Origin of the sequence: Nostoc sp. PCC 9305 (assembly GCF_963920915.1) — a bacterium.
Classification (GTDB): domain Bacteria; phylum Cyanobacteriota; class Cyanobacteriia; order Cyanobacteriales; family Nostocaceae; genus Nostoc.
This window is the reverse complement of the sequence record NZ_CAWUDN010000004.1, coordinates 64,823-84,828: the sequence shown is the minus strand read 5'-3', so window position 1 is coordinate 84,828 and position 20,006 is coordinate 64,823. Positions and strand designations below refer to the sequence as shown.

At 43.7% G+C, this 20,006-nt stretch carries 20 protein-coding genes; 9 read left to right on the top strand and 11 right to left on the bottom strand.

Annotated elements, in window-relative coordinates:
• Positions 1 to 173 precede the first annotated feature (173 nt).
• Positions 174 to 716 (bottom strand): tetratricopeptide repeat protein, encoded by a 543-nt coding sequence (locus ACM0OX_RS02680; RefSeq protein WP_414512854.1) that lies wholly within the window; start codon positions 714 to 716, stop codon positions 174 to 176.
• Positions 717 to 886: 170 nt separating this feature from the next.
• Between ACM0OX_RS02680 and ACM0OX_RS02675 the strand changes: the two genes are divergently transcribed.
• Positions 887 to 1,339, top strand: a complete 453-nt coding sequence (locus ACM0OX_RS02675) for a hypothetical protein (protein WP_414512852.1) — start codon at positions 887 to 889, stop codon at positions 1,337 to 1,339.
• Between the two features lie 65 nt (positions 1,340 to 1,404).
• Here the strand turns inward: ACM0OX_RS02675 and argB are convergent, their stop codons facing one another.
• Together argB and ACM0OX_RS02665 are read right to left on the bottom strand one after the other, a co-directional pair.
• Positions 1,405 to 2,301 carry an acetylglutamate kinase gene (argB, locus tag ACM0OX_RS02670; protein WP_414512850.1) on the bottom strand — a complete coding sequence of 299 codons (897 nt, stop codon included), beginning with the start codon at positions 2,299 to 2,301 and terminating at the stop codon, positions 1,405 to 1,407.
• Between the two features lie 101 nt (positions 2,302 to 2,402).
• The gene (locus ACM0OX_RS02665) at positions 2,403 to 2,765 is read right to left on the bottom strand and encodes a pentapeptide repeat-containing protein (RefSeq protein ID WP_292817817.1); all 363 of its coding nucleotides are present in this window, start codon (positions 2,763 to 2,765) and stop codon (positions 2,403 to 2,405) included.
• Between the two features lie 203 nt (positions 2,766 to 2,968).
• On the opposite strand from ACM0OX_RS02665, the gene ACM0OX_RS02660 reads away from it, so the two are divergent.
• A complete protein-coding gene (locus ACM0OX_RS02660; RefSeq protein ID WP_414512848.1) occupies positions 2,969 to 3,571 on the top strand; it encodes a Uma2 family endonuclease in 603 nt (200 codons plus the stop codon).
• Positions 3,572 to 3,742: 171 nt separating this feature from the next.
• Here the strand turns inward: ACM0OX_RS02660 and ACM0OX_RS02655 are convergent, their stop codons facing one another.
• Positions 3,743 to 4,288 (bottom strand): shikimate kinase, encoded by a 546-nt coding sequence (locus ACM0OX_RS02655; RefSeq protein ID WP_414512846.1) that lies wholly within the window; start codon positions 4,286 to 4,288, stop codon positions 3,743 to 3,745.
• 788 nt (positions 4,289 to 5,076) lie between these two features.
• On the opposite strand from ACM0OX_RS02655, the gene ACM0OX_RS02650 reads away from it, so the two are divergent.
• Positions 5,077 to 5,271 (top strand): hypothetical protein, encoded by a 195-nt coding sequence (locus tag ACM0OX_RS02650; RefSeq protein WP_289797223.1) that lies wholly within the window; start codon positions 5,077 to 5,079, stop codon positions 5,269 to 5,271.
• A gap of 19 nt (positions 5,272 to 5,290) precedes the next feature.
• Here the strand turns inward: ACM0OX_RS02650 and ACM0OX_RS02645 are convergent, their stop codons facing one another.
• The 3 genes from ACM0OX_RS02645 to ACM0OX_RS02635 all read right to left on the bottom strand — a co-directional run bounded on the left by ACM0OX_RS02645 (position 5,291) and on the right by ACM0OX_RS02635 (position 9,151).
• Complete coding sequence (locus ACM0OX_RS02645) at positions 5,291 to 5,992, bottom strand: LapA family protein (RefSeq protein ID WP_414512844.1); 702 nt, start codon at positions 5,990 to 5,992, stop codon at positions 5,291 to 5,293.
• Between the two features lie 166 nt (positions 5,993 to 6,158).
• Complete coding sequence (locus ACM0OX_RS02640) at positions 6,159 to 6,779, bottom strand: flavin prenyltransferase UbiX (RefSeq protein ID WP_179065018.1); 621 nt, start codon at positions 6,777 to 6,779, stop codon at positions 6,159 to 6,161.
• A 17-nt stretch (positions 6,780 to 6,796) separates the two neighbouring features.
• Positions 6,797 to 9,151: a ribonuclease R family protein gene (locus ACM0OX_RS02635; RefSeq protein ID WP_414512841.1), complete on the bottom strand. Its 2,355-nt coding sequence runs from the start codon at positions 9,149 to 9,151 to the stop codon at positions 6,797 to 6,799.
• Positions 9,152 to 10,253: 1,102 nt separating this feature from the next.
• On the opposite strand from ACM0OX_RS02635, the gene ACM0OX_RS02630 reads away from it, so the two are divergent.
• Positions 10,254 to 11,141: a hypothetical protein gene (locus tag ACM0OX_RS02630; RefSeq protein ID WP_414512835.1), complete on the top strand. Its 888-nt coding sequence runs from the start codon at positions 10,254 to 10,256 to the stop codon at positions 11,139 to 11,141.
• A gap of 96 nt (positions 11,142 to 11,237) precedes the next feature.
• On the top strand, positions 11,238 to 12,092 hold the full coding sequence (locus ACM0OX_RS02625; RefSeq protein ID WP_414512833.1) for a hypothetical protein: 855 nt from the start codon (positions 11,238 to 11,240) through the stop codon (positions 12,090 to 12,092).
• A gap of 220 nt (positions 12,093 to 12,312) precedes the next feature.
• On the opposite strand, the gene clpP is transcribed toward ACM0OX_RS02625, so the two are convergent.
• Complete coding sequence (gene clpP, locus ACM0OX_RS02620; protein WP_099099266.1) at positions 12,313 to 12,924, bottom strand: ATP-dependent Clp endopeptidase proteolytic subunit ClpP; 612 nt, start codon at positions 12,922 to 12,924, stop codon at positions 12,313 to 12,315.
• Between the two features lie 476 nt (positions 12,925 to 13,400).
• Here clpP and ACM0OX_RS02615 point away from each other — a divergent pair, with 476 nt between their 5' ends.
• Both ACM0OX_RS02615 and ACM0OX_RS02610 read left to right on the top strand, forming a co-directional pair.
• Positions 13,401 to 13,556, top strand: coding sequence for a hypothetical protein (locus ACM0OX_RS02615; protein ID WP_292784107.1), 156 nt, complete (start codon positions 13,401 to 13,403; stop codon positions 13,554 to 13,556).
• Between the two features lie 245 nt (positions 13,557 to 13,801).
• Entirely contained in the window at positions 13,802 to 15,859 is a 2,058-nt protein-coding gene (locus ACM0OX_RS02610) for a thioredoxin domain-containing protein (RefSeq protein WP_414512831.1), read from the top strand.
• A 102-nt stretch (positions 15,860 to 15,961) separates the two neighbouring features.
• Here ACM0OX_RS02610 and ACM0OX_RS02605 read toward each other — a convergent pair whose 3' ends face one another.
• Together ACM0OX_RS02605 and ACM0OX_RS02600 are read right to left on the bottom strand one after the other, a co-directional pair.
• The gene (locus ACM0OX_RS02605) at positions 15,962 to 16,384 is read right to left on the bottom strand and encodes a type II toxin-antitoxin system VapC family toxin (RefSeq protein WP_414512830.1); all 423 of its coding nucleotides are present in this window, start codon (positions 16,382 to 16,384) and stop codon (positions 15,962 to 15,964) included.
• Positions 16,381 to 16,605, bottom strand: coding sequence for a hypothetical protein (locus ACM0OX_RS02600; protein ID WP_414512828.1), 225 nt, complete (start codon positions 16,603 to 16,605; stop codon positions 16,381 to 16,383). Before ACM0OX_RS02600 ends, ACM0OX_RS02605 begins: the two co-directional genes overlap by 4 nt.
• Before the next feature lie 93 nt (positions 16,606 to 16,698).
• Between ACM0OX_RS02600 and ACM0OX_RS02595 the strand changes: the two genes are divergently transcribed.
• Entirely contained in the window at positions 16,699 to 17,301 is a 603-nt protein-coding gene (locus tag ACM0OX_RS02595) for a molybdenum cofactor guanylyltransferase (protein ID WP_414512826.1), read from the top strand.
• Positions 17,302 to 17,492: 191 nt separating this feature from the next.
• Positions 17,493 to 18,119 carry a chloramphenicol phosphotransferase CPT family protein gene (locus tag ACM0OX_RS02590; protein ID WP_414512825.1) on the top strand — a complete coding sequence of 209 codons (627 nt, stop codon included), beginning with the start codon at positions 17,493 to 17,495 and terminating at the stop codon, positions 18,117 to 18,119.
• Positions 18,120 to 18,226: 107 nt separating this feature from the next.
• On the opposite strand, the gene ACM0OX_RS02585 is transcribed toward ACM0OX_RS02590, so the two are convergent.
• Complete coding sequence (locus ACM0OX_RS02585) at positions 18,227 to 19,726, bottom strand: family 10 glycosylhydrolase (RefSeq protein ID WP_414512823.1); 1,500 nt, start codon at positions 19,724 to 19,726, stop codon at positions 18,227 to 18,229.
• Positions 19,727 to 20,006 lie beyond the last annotated feature (280 nt).

Genomic DNA, 20,006 nt, shown 5'->3' with positions numbered 1-20,006 from the left:
ACCCATTCTGGGAGGCTCCGCCTCCAGGAGCTTGACAAGAGGCAGAGCCTCTTTTAAATACATTCCCAGCCTCCAGGCTGGGAACAAGACGACCAAGCCTTTGGGCTTTTCTTAGTGCCATTCGGATCTGAATCTTCATTCAAATCTTCCCAGTCCCCAATCCAAAATTGTTATCAGCCAGGAGTTCCTGAAAAATTCAACCAAACCAAGTACGAGATGGTTAAACCAATGGCGATTAGCGCCACCCAGATAAAGCGATTATCTCTGGTATTGACCTGACTGAGGTCAACTAATTCTGGCTCGGCAGGTTTAGGCTTTTGCTGGACAGAAGATTTTGGAGACTTAGCAGGGACAGAAATTTTGAGTTCATTATCGGTTAATGCACCCAAATCGGGGATTTCAGTCATCCATTCGCTGGGTCTTTTCAGCTTTGGTGCTTTTAAGATATAAAGCATCTGCCGCGCTTGTTTGCTAATTTCAAAATGGGCGTGGCGTTTGAGTCTTTCGCAAAGAGCGATCGCATCATCCGTGCGTCCAGCCGCTTCATAAGCTGTCACTAGATGAATTTCTACTTCCCCGCCAAGACGAGAATTACGAGCTAACAGAGCGCTGGCCTTTTCTAAATTTTCTACGGCTTCACGGTATTGCCCATTCTCAAAGGCAACTTTCCCAGCCTGGTAGCGGGTTTTAGCAATTTCTAAACTTTCTGTACTCACGTCTTATACAAAAATTAGCACTATTTTCATTTTGCCAATGCCAGCAATCTTTTTGGAATCTTTTCAAAAGCTGGCAATCTGAAAGTGGATAAACTTCTAAAATTTTAAGTAAGTAGCTGCAACTATTTTCTGATTAAAAATTCTGGTATCAAATGCAGGTGAGCAAAATTATGTTGAAAATCAAGCATTCGCAACTGAATTGGCTCTTAGCAGGTATGACTTTAGCAGTGATGGGTGTAACCATTGCTCCAGCTTCCGCACAGCGTGCGTTCGTGATTGATAGTGATTATGGAGTCAGGCGATCGCATTCCGCCCAGCGCGCATTCGTGAATGATGGTGGTTATGGAGTCAGGCGATCGTCGCCTTCTGTGGGTTCCTTTATTTATGGTAGTCCGATTCCTACACCTATGCCTGTAGACCCAACAACGGGACTAATGATACAACGCAATCATTACCGCGATTATTCCTATCCCCAGTTCAGGCAGAACTTCAGAAATTCGACCCCGATCAATCCAACAATTCGAGATTCAACCCTAGTTAATCCGGTGATTATCAATAATTCATGGCGTCGTACACCATTTAGCGGTGGGCGATCGCGAGTTATTATTACTTATCCTCGGTAGAGTAGGGAGATGAGGGGATAATAAGAACTCTTTACTCCTCACTCCTCACTCAGCACTCAGCACTCCTAAGAGGTAAACTGCGAACCCAGAATCATCGTCCCGATCCCAACATCAGTAAAGATTTCTAGTAACAGGGCGTGAGGAATGCGACCATCTATGATGTGTGCTGCACGGACTCCTTGAGCAAGCGATCGCACACAACAACTCACTTTGGGAATCATCCCACCGCTGACTATACCATTAGCAATTAACTCGCGGGCTTCGCGAATATCTACTTTCGGAATCAAAGTAGATTGGTCTTTATAATCTTTTAAAATTCCACTAGTGTCGGTCAATAAAATTAACTTTTCTGCTCCTAATGCTGCGGCAATTTCTCCAGCTACAGTATCGGCGTTAATGTTATAAGCTTGCCCTGTTTCGTCTGCGGCGACGCTAGAGACTACCGGAATATAGCCATTGCTAGCGAGGGTATCTAAAATCTTGATGTTAACATTGCTGACTTCTCCCACAAAGCCGATGCCTTCTTGACCTTGGGAACGGGCTGTAAATAGATTACCGTCTTTACCGCAAAGTCCTACAGCCAATCCACCAGCTTGGTTAATCAGGGAGACAATTTCTTTATTGACTCGACCAACTAAAACCATTTCCACCACATCCATTGTGGCGGCATCAGTGACTCGCAGACCATTCTTAAATTGTGGTTCGATGCCCAGCTTATCTAACCAACTGTTAATTTCTGGGCCACCGCCGTGGACTACAATCGGACGCAAGCCGACGCAGGATAAGAATACAATGTCGCGGATAACTTTGTCTTTGAGTGCGCTATCTTTCATCGCTGCGCCACCATATTTGACAACAACAGTGCGACCGGCGAATTGTTGAATATAAGGTAGTGCTTCGCTTAGAACACGCACACGAGTGGCTTCATCTTGCCTGATGTATTCAGAATCGTTGTCCGTCATGAGGAGCCTAACAGAGAGAGTTAAAACCTATTTCAGTCAGTGTAGAAGACTTTGTAACTCCTCACAATCTCTGATGCCAAAGCCGAGTATGTTTGTACTAATCATTCATAGGTGTTTGGTTCAGTTACGAGTTCACCATCTGGCATAACGGTATTGTAGAAATAAGCCCCATACATTTCCGCGCAGTGCCAGTTAACTTCCAATAAATTAGCATTTTCAAGATTAACGCCCTCCATACGAGTAACTCTCAAATCAGCACCACGTAAATCAGCACCGCTCAGATTAGCGTCTCTTAAATCAGCACCCCCTAACTTAGCTTTACAGAGGAGCGCCCCACTCAAATCAGCACCACTGAGATTAATGCCAGACAAGTCAACTTCGCTTAGGACTGCACCACTAAGATCGACTCCTGAAAAATCATTTTCCCCAGCATCTAAACGACTAAAAAACTCTTCAATATCCATTGAATTCTTTGGTGAGACAGCAGTAAAACTTCAAGCTCTAGAGTCAATCCTATACGACGGATGAGACAGATCAAGATGGTGCGTTAACGAAGTAACACACCTTACATAATTAGCTATTCCCACATTACCGGACACAACATAACAGCGATCGCTCCTTCAAACCTCTAGAATTGAAATCATTCGGCTGAAGCTAGGGAATGAAAATGACCACGCTGCTAATTCAAACTGAAAGCACATCCCTAACAGTAAATTTCCCCTCCCTTGTGCAGATGACAAATGAGCAGTTCTACGAATTCTGCCAAGCCAATGGAGATTTGCGAATCGAGCGCACTGCCAATGGGGAAGTTATCATCATGCCACCAGCTTTTTCAGATACGGGCAACCGTAACTTTAACATTGCTGCACAGCTTGGGTATTGGACTGAACAAGATGGCACTGGCATAGGCTTTGACTCCAGTACAGGTTTTACGCTACCCAATGGAGCAATGCGTTCCCCTGATGCTTCTTGGATTGAACTGGAGCGCTGGAATGCCTTAACAGATGCACAAAAAGCTTCATTTGCACCAATTTGTCCCAGCTTTGTAATTGAGTTACGCTCCTTGAGTGATCGCCTGATAAAATTACAGGACAAAATGCAGGAGTACATCGATAACGGTGCGTTACTAGGCTGGTTAATTGATCGGCAGAATACAAAAGTCTACATTTACCGTCCGAATCGAGAAGTTGAAATTTTGGATAATCCCGAAGCAGTTAGTGGCAATCCAGAATTACCAGGGTTTATCCTGCGGATGGGCAAAATTTGGTAACTTGAGTTTTCTTAATGAGAAACTTGTATTTTGAGAACGTTAGGAATTGCTTCAAGTATTCGCTGAGAGTAAAGTGGTGTTCGTTGTTCGAGGAGCGATCGCATTACGCTACACCATAAACTGATTCATGAAAAACATCTTTTGCAGACACAGTTAGATCAATATTCCCGATTAATTAGAAACAGCTTTTTTCAGGATGCCAGGAATTCCCTCAAGTATTCGCTTGGCAACGTCTTCAGGTGTATCTCCCTCTCGCTCAATGATGTGCAAATCGGCTTGAGAGTAAAGTGGTGTTCGTTGTTCGAGGAGCGATCGCAACTTAGCTTTAGGATCGGCATCTTGCAGCAGTGGTCTTGTGGTATCCTCAGCTAAACGGCTGTAAATTATCTCCACTGGCGTATCTAGCCACACTATCAAACCGTGGTGCAAGTAACCCCAATTTTCTCGCCGCAATACAATGCCCCCACCAGTTGCGATAGTCAACTTTGTAAAAGCACAAACTTGTGAAAGTACGTCGCTTTCTAACTGGCGAAACCTGGCTTCACCTTCTTGAGCAAATAACTGATTGATAGATTTACCTGTTGCTTGGGCAATGACATCATCGGTATCTACAAACCCATAACCCAGTTCTTTTGCTAGGAAGCGCCCTACTGTCGTCTTACCAACGCCCATAATCCCAATTAAGTACAGGTTGACTCCTTGTAATAAGTTGCTCACTAGTTGCTTCGCTCCAATTCTGAGTTCTGAGTCACAGTTTAAAATTATAAACTCAATGACTCAATCTAGGATTTAAAAATACGGAGTTTTATACATATCGCACAAACTCTAACAGTTTATTACTACGACTTGATGCCGATATTAGTAATTTCCGCAAGCATACAAAAACAAAATAAACCTCCAAGAAATTTATTTTCAACAGATATCAAACTTTTTCACTTTGTGTATCTCAAATTTACTTATAACTTTTCTAACTTAGAATTATTTTTAAAACCTTTAAATTCATCTTCTATTTAACAGAAATTAACTGCCATCATTACTGTTATTAATGTATTTAAAGTAACTTAGGCAATAAATTAACGATTCTTCTGTGAAATTACTATCAGTAATAACCGACGAATTTCTTAGGAATGTAGTAATTTTTCTGAAGTAACTAGGTAATTGCTGCATAGTAATGCCTATGCTTAACCAAAAAATTAACTTAGCTTGTTTGAAACTTTATCCAAACAATATCTGTCTATCTAAATAATCAGGGTTTTTACTCTGGTGGGTAATTTTAAGTATACACAATACCGTGTTTCTAACAGCACAGGGTCGTTATTCTAAAAGTTCAGTTATAACAAGACCCGCTCAATTAAATGCTTCTAATAAAGGTGTAAATAATGACTGATTTACCGCGATCGCCCAAAAAAACTTGCAAAGAAATTGAAGTTTAGACATAAAGACTACTGCATATTCCACCCCGATAAGCCTGAATGAATAAATATAGAATGAATGAGGTGTCAACCATGACTCGAATTCGTGACGTTGTAGAAAGAGCTTTAGCAACTGGTTATTTGACAGTTGAAGCTGAAGATCAACTACGACAACTGTTGACTACCCGATATGACTTGGAAGATTTTAATGCTTTCATGACTTTGCAGGAAGCTGCCATGACTGGTAAGGTCAAGCAGGAGTCTAGAGAGCGGTGTGGCATTAAATAGAGATGTCGCCTGCTACATCTCACCGACGGGGGCGTTTACCATCATCTTCAAAATCATCATCATCCTCAAAAAATTCCCAATCATCATCATCGGCTTGATTGGTAGTTGGCGGCTGGTAAGGGGGGATAATTACTCGGTAATCAGCATCATAAATTGATTCAGTTTTTCCGGCAGCCGTATTTTTTGGCTCGCGGTAACTGTAGGAGTAAACTGAACCAGACCGAGAACTGCTTTTGGCTTCTGATTGACGTTCGTAAGTTGTTGAGTCTCTAGGTTGTTGAGCTTGAGAATTAGGAATAGGTGCTTCTTCTGACTTTTCATCAAAGTTCCAATCATCATCTCTACTGCTATTTGTCTCCCAATCATCAAATTCCTCACTGCTAGGCTCTTCATTTTTACTAGCTGGTGGTGGAGGACTGGGAGGGCGAGATGTCGGTTCTTCTCTCCGGGTTGCCTTCGCACGACTTGAAGGAGTGGTTGCTCTGCTAGGAGTTTGGCGTTGTCCTGCCACAAAATAATTGGATAAATTAAATAAGGTAGCAATCAATATCGATGTGAAAGCACCAGTGGCAGTACTGAACAAAATCCATATCGCTAGTGGTAATGGTTGAGTTCGCACGCCCAAAAATACTAGCGATAGGGCAGGTGAGAAATTTTGGACTAATAACAGCGTTAGTCCTCCCAGTACTGCCACCAATAGAATTAAGCGAATTACAGCCATAGCAATTTTGTCAGTTGTCAATTATCAGTGGTCAGTTATCAATAGTCAGCGATCAGTCTGGTTATTCTTCACTAATTACTGTTCACTGACTACTGACACTATCAGCCATCTCTATCATTACCTTTTTAGGACTATTGTGAAATTTACAATAAATCCACTCAGGGCATTAGCGACGACCTTGCCACCGCTGAATTGGAATACAGTCAATATCTAGTTGATCTAAAGCACGGGCAACTACAAAATCAACTAAATCCTCGATGGTTTGGGGATTGTGATACCAGGCGGGAATAGCGGGGACAACTCTAACTCCAACTTCTGCTAAAGAGGTTAAGTTACGCAGGTGGATGAGGCTAAAAGGCGTTTCACGCGGGACAATGACCAGCTTTCGCCCTTCTTTGAGTTGAACATCCGCTGCCCGTTCTAGTAAATCAGAACTCAAGCCAACCGCTAGCTTTGCCACTGTACTCATGCTGCATGGAATAATCATCATCCCCAGAGTGGCAAAGGAACCGCTGGCAATTCCGGCTCCGACATCGCTCCAAGGATGACACCGGAGTTTACCGGCAAGTGCAACACCAGCTTGCTCTCGCCAGAATTGTTCTTGCCCGGTTGGTTCTGGTGGCATCCGAATTTCCTGTTCTGACTGCCAAACCATGTAAGTTGATTTAGAGGCAACCAATTCAATGCTATATTCCGCTTCTAGCAAAAATTTGATCGCGCGAACAGCGTAAATCAGACCAGATGCGCCCGATACGCCTAAAATTAAAGGTTTGGTGTTATTTGACACGTAAGTTTTAGTGGATTTTACTCGTCCTCAGAGTAAGGATCTAGGTCATCAGGCTCCATATCATTCGGTAAATAGAGGTCTGAAAGGTCGTCACGAGAATCATTGCCAGTTAAACCTTTGGCGACGCCATCGCTGCCGACTGTTACCAAATCAATTTGCTGACGGTAGTAATCGACACTCTTAACTTGGACGGCGACGCGATCGCCTAATCTATAAGAAGCGCGATTTTTGCGCCCAAATAGTGCTTGTTGTCTGGCGCGATATTCATACCAATCATCTTTGAGAGAACTGACGTGTACCAATCCCTCTACCCGCAAAGGCACACCAGGATTACTGCTGGACTCCACCTCGGCGGCTGGTACTTCAATTTCCACAAAGAAACCGTAGGATTGAACCCCGGTAATCACGCCTTGAAATACCTGACCGATGCGTTGCTTCATCAGTTGGGCTTTTTGTAGTCCGGCTAAATCGGCTTCGGCTTCTTGGACTTCTTTTTCTCGGTCGTTAATTTGGACAATTACCCTAGTTAAATCGCTTTGCAGTTCTTGTTGCAATTCTGGGGGTAAAACGTTCCAGTTAATTTCCTCGTGGCTAGAGGAGTGGCGCAGGTTAACCCGCTCTCTGACACGGGTATTGCGGCGATCGCGTCCGTTTTCGAGTAGCGTGTAATATACTCTCTGCATCAGCAAATCTGGGAAACGCCGCAAGGGAGCGCTAAAGTGGACATATTGCGGTAGTGCCAGACCAAAGTGAGATCCTTTGGTGGTACTGTATGCAGACGGCTTCAGTGTATCTTGTAATAAGTAAGTAAGAACTTGCTCAGAGGGAGATTCAGCAAAAGCTGTGGTCAAATGTTGGTAATCTAAGGGTTGGATATCAACCTCTGGATCTAATGTGAGGTCAACGCCTAAATTGACTGCCAATTTCAGCATTTCCTGGACATCTTCAACATCAGGAGTACCTTGGACTCGCCAGATAGCGGGAACACCAAGAGCATTTAAGTGAGTTGCAAACAGTTGATTAACTAACAGCACCAACTCCGTAAGTAGCGATCGCACTGGCAAATCATTCACCACCACAGCGCCGAGAATCCCCTCATCATAATAGGCGTTTTGGCTAGGCGGCAGATTCAACTGGAGGCTACCACGAGTCAAGCGTACCTGTTTCACAGCTGTTTGCAAGGCTTGGAGGTCTTGCAGGATTTGGGAAACCTGTGATGATTTATCTTGAGCTTCACCTGTGAGAATTGCTTGGGCTTGTTCTGTAGTCAGTGCAGTCTCGACGTTGATTACACTAGGTTGAATTTCCCATTCCAGCACTTCTCCCGATTGGGGATCGATGGTAATTAAAAAAGAGATGGTTAAGCGATCGCTCCCAGGTACTAAAGAACAGCGTTCAGCTACAGCTGGGGGCAAGATTGGCAACACCAATTCTCCTAGATACACTGATTTGCCCCGTTTGAGTGCTTCTCTATCTAGGGGTTCGTCAGGTTGGACATAGTGAGAAACATCGGTGATATGAACGCCCAAAAGCCAATTTCCGGCTAAGTTTTTTTCTAAACTAAAAGCGTTTTCGATAATTTTGGTCTCGCTATTTACCCCTTCAATAGTGAGAGTAAACAGATTACGCAAATCCAGCCGATTTTTCAGGTCTGCTTTCAGGAGCTTTTTGGGCAACTTGGCGGCTGCTTCTAGAACATTATCTGGAAAAGTCCGGGAAAGGTCGTGTTTGCACGTAACTAAATCTATATCAGCAGCGGCTTCGGCATCACTGCCGAGGATTTGCACCACTCGACCAAGGGGAGGATATTGTGCCAACGGGTAACGCAAAACTTCCACATGAACCAGATGATCGATCGCTTCTTCTAACTTTGCCCCGTTAGGTTGAATCTTGAGTTCAAACAGCAAGCGATCGTCTAAAGGCACAGCCCGAAAACCAGTTTCTACCTGCTTAATTCGTGCCAGTAAAGTGTGATTAGAGCGTTCCAGAATCAGCTTCACCTCCCCTTCCGGAGAGCGACGGCGACTGCCTTCTTTGAGAACTCTCACCAAAACGCGATCGCCATTCCAAGCATTACTCAGATGACTTTCGCGGATGTAAATATCCTCAGCGCCTTCCACATCTTGAATAGCAAAGCAAAAGCCTTTACTAGAACAACGGAGTTTTGCCTCGATTATTCCCTCTTCTGAGACACGGCGGTACTTGCCCCGTTCCTTCACTAAAATACCGATTTTTTCCAGAACATCTAAGGCAATGTGAAGTTTTTGTAAACTTTTTTCATCTTCACAGCCAAGTTTCTTTTCTAAAACCTTCCGAGCTACCAATTTATCATCGGTGAAATTGGCAAGGAGTGTAGCGATTGAAAATTCCATGCAGTGAACCGACCTTTGGTCAAAACATCATTTGTTGTTTAATCTGGTTCTTTTCTGTATACCCTCACGGCTTACAGAAACAAGCTGGAAACTAATTGCCCTGAAGCAAGCTTCCTAAGTTCTAAGGAAAGGAAGCCCGACCCAGTAAAAGTGGGAAACTACTCCCGCAGTTCCTTTGCAAAGAAGCCGACCCACGGACAACTCTGGGCGTTTACGAACTTCTCACTGCACGATGCTCTCAGAATTCGCCTGCGTTCAACTCCCTTCACCTAACCAAACTTAAGATTGCACGCCTGATTACAATTTAGCCCCGCTAAGTAATTACGCGACGGGTTTTTGAGAAGCTGGGTTTAGAGAATCCATACTACCCAAAAGCGCTATGCAGGGGAGCCACTGCGGTCTTCTACCTTGGCGTTAGCCTCTCCCAAAGGGAGAAGGGGAGACGCTAAAAGCGATAGCGCAGCGTTAGCGAGTCTGCGAGCGTCTGGGGTCTCCCCAAGTGGAGGAGGCAGTGCGGTCTTGGGGTCTCCCCAAGTGGAGCAACTGCCGTCAAGTGGCGTGGAAACTACAGGTGTTTGATTGTCTAGAGAGAAGGTAATTTTACGCCATTAGACTCTGATTTGTAACTAGGAGGAACTGCTGGTGAACCCAATTTTCCCACATGTAGAATCGGTAACAATTAGGTAAGCAGCTTAATGAGCAGCGAGGGCGAACCTTATCTCCATTATTGTAGATTTAGAGCGCACTTCCAGAAAATAGTTCTAGATATAGAGTTGGGTAATCAGTATAGCATTGCAAGCAAGACTACCCAGATAAGTTAGCACTGACCAAAAATTTCGTCAAAAAATAGCACTGCTACAATTGGGACACCAGGCAAAGCAAGAATATCACCTTGACGGCTCAGAGCAGAGAATTATACCTACTCATCGCCTGCCAAGAAACTGATGACACATAGTAAGCAATTAAAAATGAATAAATGCAATATTGGCAGGCATCCTGGGTATCGAGTGGATGTAAATTAAAGTAAGGGCATCTGAGCTAGCTTGAATATACAGGCAGTATCAACCCCGTTATTAAAAATATTTAGATTGGTAGCAGTATTATGTTGGCTCAATTCCAGAGCTTGTATCCCCAGGGCAATTTGATTTCTGAATTAGTGCAAATTTTTCAAGGAAAATATATTGTTCGGGCAAGCGTGCAAATTGAAGGTGTAACCCGTGCTACGGGCATGGCAGCAGCAGAAACAGTAGAAGCCGCAGAAGACCAAGCCAGAACCAGGGCACTGATAGTTTTGGGTATTACAAACGCGCCACCAGAATCAGTGGCGTTGACCTCAAATCCAGTTCCCCCAGCACAGCTAAATCCTTCCTTGAATACTAAAGGTGGATTTAGTGAGCCTGCTGCTTATTCCTCTGCTAAAAATGAGGATTTTGTTAGTAGTCAGTGGCCAGTAGTCAGCGATAAAGAAATTTCTATACCGCCTTCCAAAGAACGGAACATCAAACCAGAAGTAGTAACAAGCAGTAACGAACAGTACGGGTACAGTAATGCTGCGCCCCTAACAAGCGATACCTATAGCCAAGATTTAGGTCAAAACTTTCCGATGACTGCCAAGCAGGAGCTAGAATTCGATCCGCCAGTTGAGAACTTGGAAATAAATTTTGATAACCAGCCAGAAAATCAAACCTTTCCGGCAATTTCTGCCAATAATGTCACACCATTTACACCCCGGAGTTACAGCCCTCAAGAGAATGCTGCTACCCCGTCAGTGACAGGAAAGAGAAAGAAAAAAGCTGAACCAGTGGATTTATCAGATGTAATTGCTAAAACAGATGTCGAACTTCAGCGTTTAGGCTGGACACCAGAACAGGGACGGGAGCATCTGATTGAAACCTACGGTAAGCGCGGGCGGACTTTGCTGACTGAAGAAGAATTACACGGATTTCTCAAATACTTACAATCTCAGCCAGACCCGATAGCGGGATTTTGATTTGTCATTTGTCATTTGTCATTGGTCATTAGTCATTTGTAAGGACTAATGACTAATAACATAGGCTCTTGAAACAGTAACGAAGCTATGGAACCTGTGAATTTTTCTGAAGTAATTGCTCAAACAGACGTTGAAATGCAGCGACTAGGCTGGACAATAGACCAGGGACGGGAACATCTCATAAAAAATTATGGGAAGCGATCGCGGAGTGTACTAACACAAGTAGAATTACTAGACTTCCTTCAATACCTTGAATCTCAACCATTAGATGAAGTTGTAACTGCCAAAATTGATGTTGACATCGAACAGTTATGTTGGACACAACAGCAGGAGCAAATTAATACTGAAATCGAACGGTTATGTTGGATGAAAGAGGAAGAACAGGAGTATATTAAAACAACTTCTAGCAAGCAAAATAATAATTCGCCTACTCAAGAAGAACTCTTAAAATTACTCAAATATTTCAAAGCTCAACCGATAGTAGAATACCCCAGCAATCTTGATGCAGAATATGAAGAGTTCCAAGATTTCTCTATATACTCAGAAGAATCAGACAAGGTAATTACTAGAATATCTTCTGAGGATTTATCTCGGATATTGGCTAAGACCGATGTCCAAATGCAGCGTTTAGGCTGGACAACAGAACAAGGACGGGAGCATCTGATTAGAACTTATGGGAAGCGAGGGCGTACTTTGCTGACAGAAGCAGAATTACTAGACTTCCGGCAATACCTTGCATCCCTTGCATCTCAACCAACACCACCAGATTTGTCGGATGTAATTGCTAAAACAGATGTCGAAATCCAGCGCTTAGGCTGGACACCAGAACAGGGACGAGAACATCTGATTAAAGTCTACGATAAGCGAGGGCGTACTTTGCTTACTGAAGAAGAATTACACGAATTCCTCAAATACTTACAATCTCAGCCAAACCCAATAGCGGGATTTTAGTTGGTTATTTGTCCAAATCGGTATTAAGTACCAATACGCTTGGCTTTGTGAAAAATTGTAGGTTGGGTTAAGCAAAGCGCAACCCAACAAAGCCCCGGATAGCGCGACTTCTAAATCCGAGTTTTTTAAGTCAAATAACCCCTCTTCAGTTATGAAGAAGGGTTATTTTAGGGTTTAAGGAAATTAAAAGTGGTAAATCACCATTTACCAATCGTGACTATCAATTAACAGCAGCAACTGCTGGGCGGCTACCGGCAGCATGACGGTCAATCACTTGGTCAATCAAACCGTAGTCCCTAGCTTCTTCTGGTGACATGAAAAAGTCACGTTCAGTATCTTCAGCAATGCGCTCAATTGGTTGACCTGTATGTTCAGCTAAATAGTCGTTTAGCCGCTTCTTGTGGTACAAAATTTCCCGCGCCTGAATTTCAATATCAGTCGCCTGTCCTTGAGCGCCACCTAAAGGTTGATGAATCATAATCCGAGAATGGGGTAGACTCATTCGCTTACCCTTAGCACCCGCGCTGAGGAGAAAAGCACCCATACTCGCTGCCAATCCGGTACAAATTGTACAGACATCAGGGCGAATATGCTTCATAGTGTCAAAAATGCCCATACCAGCCGTCACCGAACCACCGGGAGAATTGATGTACATATAAATGTCTTTCTCCGGGTCTTCAGCATCCAAATACAGCAGTTGGGCAACAATCAAGTTGGCAATATTGTTATCAACTTGTTGTCCCAAAAAGATGATGCGCTCACGTAACAGCCGTGAGTAGATGTCAAAGGCGCGTTCACCTCGACCCGATTGTTCAATAACGATAGGAATCATGGAAGCGTGTTTGTGGCTACTTTAAATACATTTTATCGGTGACAGCACGAAACTGGGGCTGATCTCTACTATTCCCAGGTAGATATAAGTAAATCTTGCTATTCTGTCTGATTCAACAAAGGAGCAAAATGTGCTTTTGCAATAGATTCAACCTCCAAGGGCACTTTTTAGCGACAAAAGCTGTCTAAGAAAATATCCCGGTTTAGAGAAAAATAAATCAAAAAAATTCAATTGTCGCCAATTTTATATCTCGGACTTTGCTGTACAACCTTGGCGATGTATTGATTAGACCGATAACCGAAATCCGATTTGCTTAGGGAATTATGTTAACTACCAGTAACATTTTAAACATTTTTTTAGGATTTCCTTCGGCATTTATCAAGTTATTTTTGTTAGATTCGGTAAATCGGCAGTACGAGGTGTATTTAGAATAACCAGTCGTAGTTGAAATGCTATCCATTCACAAGAGACGTGCCATGCTGGAAAAACTTATACAAGCCGCCATCATCACCTTCTTGCTCCATCTGATAGCAGGACTTAGCCCAAATACTTTAATGCAAACAAAGACAGCATCACCTATGCAAGAAACACCACCAAATATTGTTAGCTTGCTATTGCGATCTTTTCAATAAGAATGTTTCATAAGTTGCAGTGGTGTAAGTAAGTAGGCGTATATAAACCCAATTATATAGATGATTTACTTGTAGTTAGCGGTGACTACAAAACTGCATTTTTTACACTAACTTACTTAGGCGAGATTAAAAACAAAGAGATAATTCGCTCGTTGAGTTTCTTACTTAATGTATATAGCTGTCTAGGCTAACACTCCTGAGAACAGGGTAGACTGAGCAAAGAAGGCAACTACTTGCGTTTGATCATGACTAATCGCCTTGCTGAAGCTAAGAGCCTCTATCTCCGCAAACACGCCGAAAACCCAATTGATTGGTGGCCTTGGTGTGATGAAGCACTTGCAACTGCAAGGGCGCAAAATAAACCAATTTTTCTTTCCATTGGCTATTCTAGTTGCCACTGGTGTACTGTCATGGAAGGCGAGGCTTTTTCTGATATTGCGATCGCTGACTACATGAATACCAATTATCTTCCCATCAAAGTAGACAGGGAAGAAAGACCAGACCTCGACAGCATCTATATGCAAGCTTTGCAGATGATGAGCGGTCAAGGGGGTTGGCCTTTAAATATTTTTCTTTCTCCAGAAGATTTAGTACCGTTTTACGCTGGTACTTATTTCCCTGTAGACCCGCGCTATGGTCGTCCGGGATTTTTGCAAGTTTTGCAAGCGCTTCGCCGTTATTACGATACAGAAAAACAAGAATTACAACAACGTAAAGCCCTAATTATTGAGTCTCTGCTCACGTCTGCGGTGTTGCAAGATGGTACGACAACTGAGATTGAAGACCATGAATTACTCCGCCAAGGTTGGGAAACTAGTACAGGTGTAATTACTCCTAATCAATCTGGTAACAGTTTTCCGATGATTCCCTACACAGAATTAGCACTGCGGGGAACTCGATTTAATTTTGAATCTCGCTATGATGGCAAGCAAGTTTGTACCCAACGGGGACTAGACTTAGCGCTGGGCGGCATTTATGACCATGTAGCTGGTGGTTTTCATCGCTATACTGTTGACCCGACTTGGACAGTACCCCACTTTGAAAAGATGCTCTACGACAATGGACAGATTGTCGAGTATCTGGCTTCTTTATGGAGTGCAGGAATACAAGAGCCAGCCTTTGAGAGGGCGGTTGCTGGAACTGTGCAATGGCTGAAGCGGGAAATGACTGCGCCTGAAGGTTACTTCTATGCTGCTCAAGATGCGGATAGCTTCACTGAATCTACGGCGGTAGAACCAGAAGAAGGAGCCTTTTACGTCTGGAGTTACAGCGAATTACAACAACTGTTAACGCCTGAAGAATTAACGGAATTACAACAACAGTTTACGGTGACGCCTAACGGCAACTTTGAAGGACGTAATGTTTTGCAAAGACGCCATTCAGGTCAACTGAGTGCAACGCTGGAAATTGCACTGAGTAAGCTGTTTAGCGCTCGTTATGGTGCTAGTCCTGAGTTGCTGAAAACTTTTCCCCCTGCTCATAACAACCAGGAAGCAAAAACTGCTAACTGGCCAGGTCGCATTCCCTCGGTGACAGATACAAAGATGATTGTCGCCTGGAATAGCTTGATGATTTCTGGGCTGGCTAGGGCTGCTGGAGTGTTCCAACAACCGTTGTATCTAGAATTAGCAGCACGAGCGGCGAATTTTATTTTGGAAAATCAGTTTGTTAATGGGCGTTTTCAGAGACTCAATTATCAAGGAGAACCAACCGTTTTAGCGCAGTCTGAAGATTACGCTTTGTTTGTTAAAGCTCTCTTGGATTTACAAGCTTGCAACCCTGAGCATAAGCAATGGTTAGAAAATGCGATCGCTATCCAAGATGAATTTAACGAATTTCTCTGGAGTGTAGAATTAGGTGGTTACTATAACACATCCAGCGGTTCTAGTCAAGATTTAATTGTTAGAGAGCGTAGTTACACAGATAACGCTACACCATCAGCCAATGGAATTGCGATCGCTAACCTTGTCCGTCTCGCCTTACTCACCGATAATCTAGATTATTTAGATTTAGCGGAACTTGGTTTGAAAGCTTTTAAGAGTGTAATGGAGCGCGCTCCTCAAGCTTCTCCCAGCTTGTTTACAGCTTTGGATTGGTATCGTAATTCTACCTTAATTCGCAGCACCACTGAGCAAATAAACTCGCTGATCCCCAAGTTTCTACCAACGGCTGTATTTGCCATCACATCTGATTTACCAGAGAGAAGCGTTGGGTTAGTTTGCCAAGGTTTGAAGTGTCTTGCACCAGCAGAAAGTGTAGAGCATTTATTGCAGCAAGTGGAGAAAAGTCAGGTGAGGGCGTGAAATAGTTTTATTTCTCTCAACTAGAATATTACCAGTAGGTTATCCAGTCCCGATCGTAACTTTCTGCGCGGTTGCTCATTTGACCCCGTATAGTGATGATGCCTAAACAGACCAAGGATTAACCATTACAAGCCCTATTCCAGCAAAATCTTTTTCGTTACGGGTGACAAGTGATAAAGAGTTATGAATTGCGATTGCTGCAATGAGAGAATCCATCAGAGGTAGAGGTCGCCCATTCTGTTCTAGTTGCCCAACTAAATTTCCCCACAACACCATTGTTGAGACATCTATACTTAAAATTCTTTGTTGAAAGCGATTGGGTAGGGTTTCATTCAGCCAAGTTGTTAGAGATTCTTTGCGCTTAGATGCAGTAATTTTGCTGATGCCTTTAGCGATTTCGCCAATTGTAATGACGCTGAGGTAAAGTGTTTCTGGCACTTGGGCATCTAGCCAATCTAAAACTTGTTGATGTGGTTGTTTGGCAACAAGTTCGGAAATTACGCAGGTATCAAGGAGGTAGGTCATGGGGTGAAGGCATCGCGGGGAAGGGTGCGATCTCGACTCAGGTCAAGTTCTTCGGTAAGTTCAGCCAAGGGGGATTGGCGGAAAAACTCTGAGAGTTTGCTTGGTTGATCTGGGTGGGTGTTGTTGTGTGTGGTCAGGCTTTGAGCAAGGAGTTGGATGATGTACAGTTTATCGTTGGGGGAAAGCTGAAGGAGCTGTTGTTTGAGTTCTTGGATAGGCATGATGGGGTTTAAGTAGAAGATAAATTTATTCTACTTTCAGCGTCAGGGGTTAATTTAGTTTGACTCGTTTTTTACCCTCTATTTTTTTGACGAATGACTATTAACTCATGTAGCAAATTAACAGCGATTGTGTTAGCTGGCGGTAAAAGTTCTCGCATGGGTCAAGATAAAGCCTTGATTCCCATTCAAGGGATGCCGTTGTTGCAGCGAGTTTGTAGCATTGCTCAAAGCTGTGCTGATCTTGTTTATGTAGTAACTCCCTGGCCAGAACGCTATCAAGATTTACTTTTGGCTAGTTGTCAGTTTATCGAGGAAGTACCTTTGTCTGGAGAATCTCTAGCCCACGGGCCTTTAGTTGGATTTGCTCAAGGACTAGCCGAAGTCAAAACAGAATGGGTGCTGTTGCTAGCTTGCGATTTGCCGAGGTTGCGGGTTGAGGTGTTGCAAGATTGGATAACTAAACTCGATAGCGTGGGGGATAATGCGATCGCAGCTTTAGCTTGTCATCCCAAAGGTTGGGAACCTCTGTGTGGTTTCTATCGCCGTCGCTGTCTGCCACAACTCCTAGAGTTTATCAACCAAGGCGGGCGATCGTTTCAGCAGTGGCTTCGGCAATATCCGGTAGAAGTTTTGCCCTTAGCAGAACCCGAAATGCTATTTAACTGTAATACACCAGAGGACTTGGCTTTAAATTGAGTTGGAGAGTAGGGATTTAATGGTGAACTGAACCTACGGAAAGTCTGGTAATAAAGTCATTTTGGGGATAATCTACGCGCAGCGTCTTGATTCTGAATTCTGAATTCTGACTCCTGAATTCTTGCCTATTCAACATTTTAGCCCTAACGTGGAACTGCTAACTATATGTATTAAGGATGCGAGGAGGAATCATGGGGCAGACACAGGAGCTAGGACAGATTATCATCCTGAATGGTGTCCCGCGATCGGGGAAGTCGAGCATTGTCGCAGTGATTCAGGAGACATTTGATGGTCTGTGGATGAATTTGGGTGTTGATAGATTTATGCAAATGACTCCCGCACGATACTTGCCTGGGATCGGTTTACGACCAGGGGGAGAACGCCAGGACATCGAAGCCCTTGTTCCCATTCTGTACAGCGCTATGTATGAGTCTATCGCTGCCCACAGCCGTTTGGGTCTGAATGTCGTGGTTGATGTCGGACACCATAACGCTTATGCAATAGAGCGGGGCATTCTGGCTGATAGTGCCCGACGTTTGAAAGAATTGCCGGTTTTGTTCGTAGGTGTTTACTGCCCCATCGAGATCGTTATGGAACGACGACAAAACACGGGGTGGAACGTGGGAAGTACATCTGACTCCCCGATACCACATCCGGTTCAGTTATGGCAACGTGAAGTCCACATCCCTGGCATCTATGACCTTGAAGTGGATACCTCTTTGTTAAGCCCAGGTGCGTGTGCTGAGATGATACGCCAGTACCTCGCAGATAGTCCAGCACCGTCGGCATTCCAACGACTCGCTACACACTATACTTAAGCTGTAGTTATGACTGTGTTAACTATATTTGGGATGAATTTGTAAAGTGTGTGATTCTATAAGTTGAAAGGGAAATTCAATCCCTTTTTACTAATTCTGCAAGAAGTCTACTTAACTCGACAGAATTTGCGATCGCTATCATTCTGAGGATATTGCCAAGAGTAGGCAAAGTGGCTAACTCCCTTCAGTTGGGGGGCAAATTGGCGGAGTGCTTGCATTTGTACTTCTAGGGATGGACGATTACTAACAGATTTTCCCCACTGACCGGCTAAAGCTGGGATTATCTGTGTACCTGGTTTTGCCATACTCAAGACCCTTTGCACTTGCGACACGATACAACTGACATTACCGCAATTTCCATAAGCCATAGGATGCCACTCTAATGTATTGGGAAACCGATCCCAAGGTTGCAAACGAGAATCATACCCTTGTCCTACAGTTTGGTTGCCATCAGGAAAAAACACCACTCCTGTGGAAACACCTTGCTGCTTTGCTGGGTAACTAGCGATGGTGACAAAATCTAGAATTCCTTGCATAGCATGGGCAACGGCAAGCTGCCACAACTCCCATTGTAAAATTGGTTGTCTATCGGTTGCAGGCAGGATTGACTTTTGCGCTAGTGGGAGAGTGCGTCCTTGCCAAAGAGGTTCTCCTTCTTGGGGATAAAGTTTATCAACTTCCGCTACATCTGCCCCAGTGACAAATCCCTTACTCAAAAAGCGACGAATTAAGTCCAGCGCTTTATAATTTTGTGCCCGTTTAAATAAAGCTTCTTGGGTTGCGGGACTAAATAGCCATAAATCTGAAACTTTGGTGGCGATGGAATCACTTCCAGCTTGGCGGGGATAACGCACGTAATCCAATAGCAAGCCATCTGGGCGACGGCGCAAAACTTCTTGTACCAATTGGTAGTAGTCGCGTTTTGCTTGCAGGTTGTAGGGGTCGATAAATAGTTGAGAACCATTATCTACCACATATAGACTTGTTTGACCTTTGCCATTACGAGCGATCGCACCTTCTCTATCTGGGCGCTGGGCGTAAGTATAGCCGAAATTTGTGGTAAACATCCAAGCATAGACCTTCAAACCACGTTGCCGACCTTTTTTAATTGCCGTGGCAAGTATATCAATATTTTCTGCCCCTGGAGTACGAATCACAGCAGGCCAAACCGTCGGGTTAGCTTTTGCTGGTAATAGTACCTGCCCATCGTAAAATACTTCTATATAAACTTGGTTATAGCCGCCATTAACAATCCGATCCATAACCCGATCGATTATTCCTGGCTGAATGTCACAGGGATATAAGCGTAACCAAAGGGCTTGGGTTTGCGGCCAAGTTCGAGAGCGACATTGCTTTAATTTCTGCGCCTGTTCTTGTATTATGCTTTGGTAGCGCGTTTGAGCATCTTGTTTGCCTTTAAGCGCTGACAAACGTAAGCTTTCTTTTTCTTGCGCCGCAGCTGATGATAACTGACAATACTCAGTTACTTGCGCCTTTGCTGGTTCGCTTCCCAAGTTGGGGAGCAACAAACTACTAGTAAAAACAACAGCGAATAAGCGCCGCCAAAATAATATCGATCTTGCAACCTTCAAGGGACAGTTAGACATACCTACCAGTAGATGAACAAATTCAAAAGAGTTTCAGACAGGGATTTAAATTCCGACTGTAACTTGTTTACCACAGGGTAACTGAGCAAAGACAGAGTGGCTCTAACTTTGAGCTACGTGTTGACGTTCGGTCTTAAAGCCTTTAATTTGCGATAATCATCGATCCCAACTCAAATAATTATGGGCAACGTGTATCGAATTATATAGTTAAATACTAAGGGTTTTAAAACCTATTTTTTTAAGACTCTCAAAGGTCTATTTCTGTTGCCGTATTTTTGTA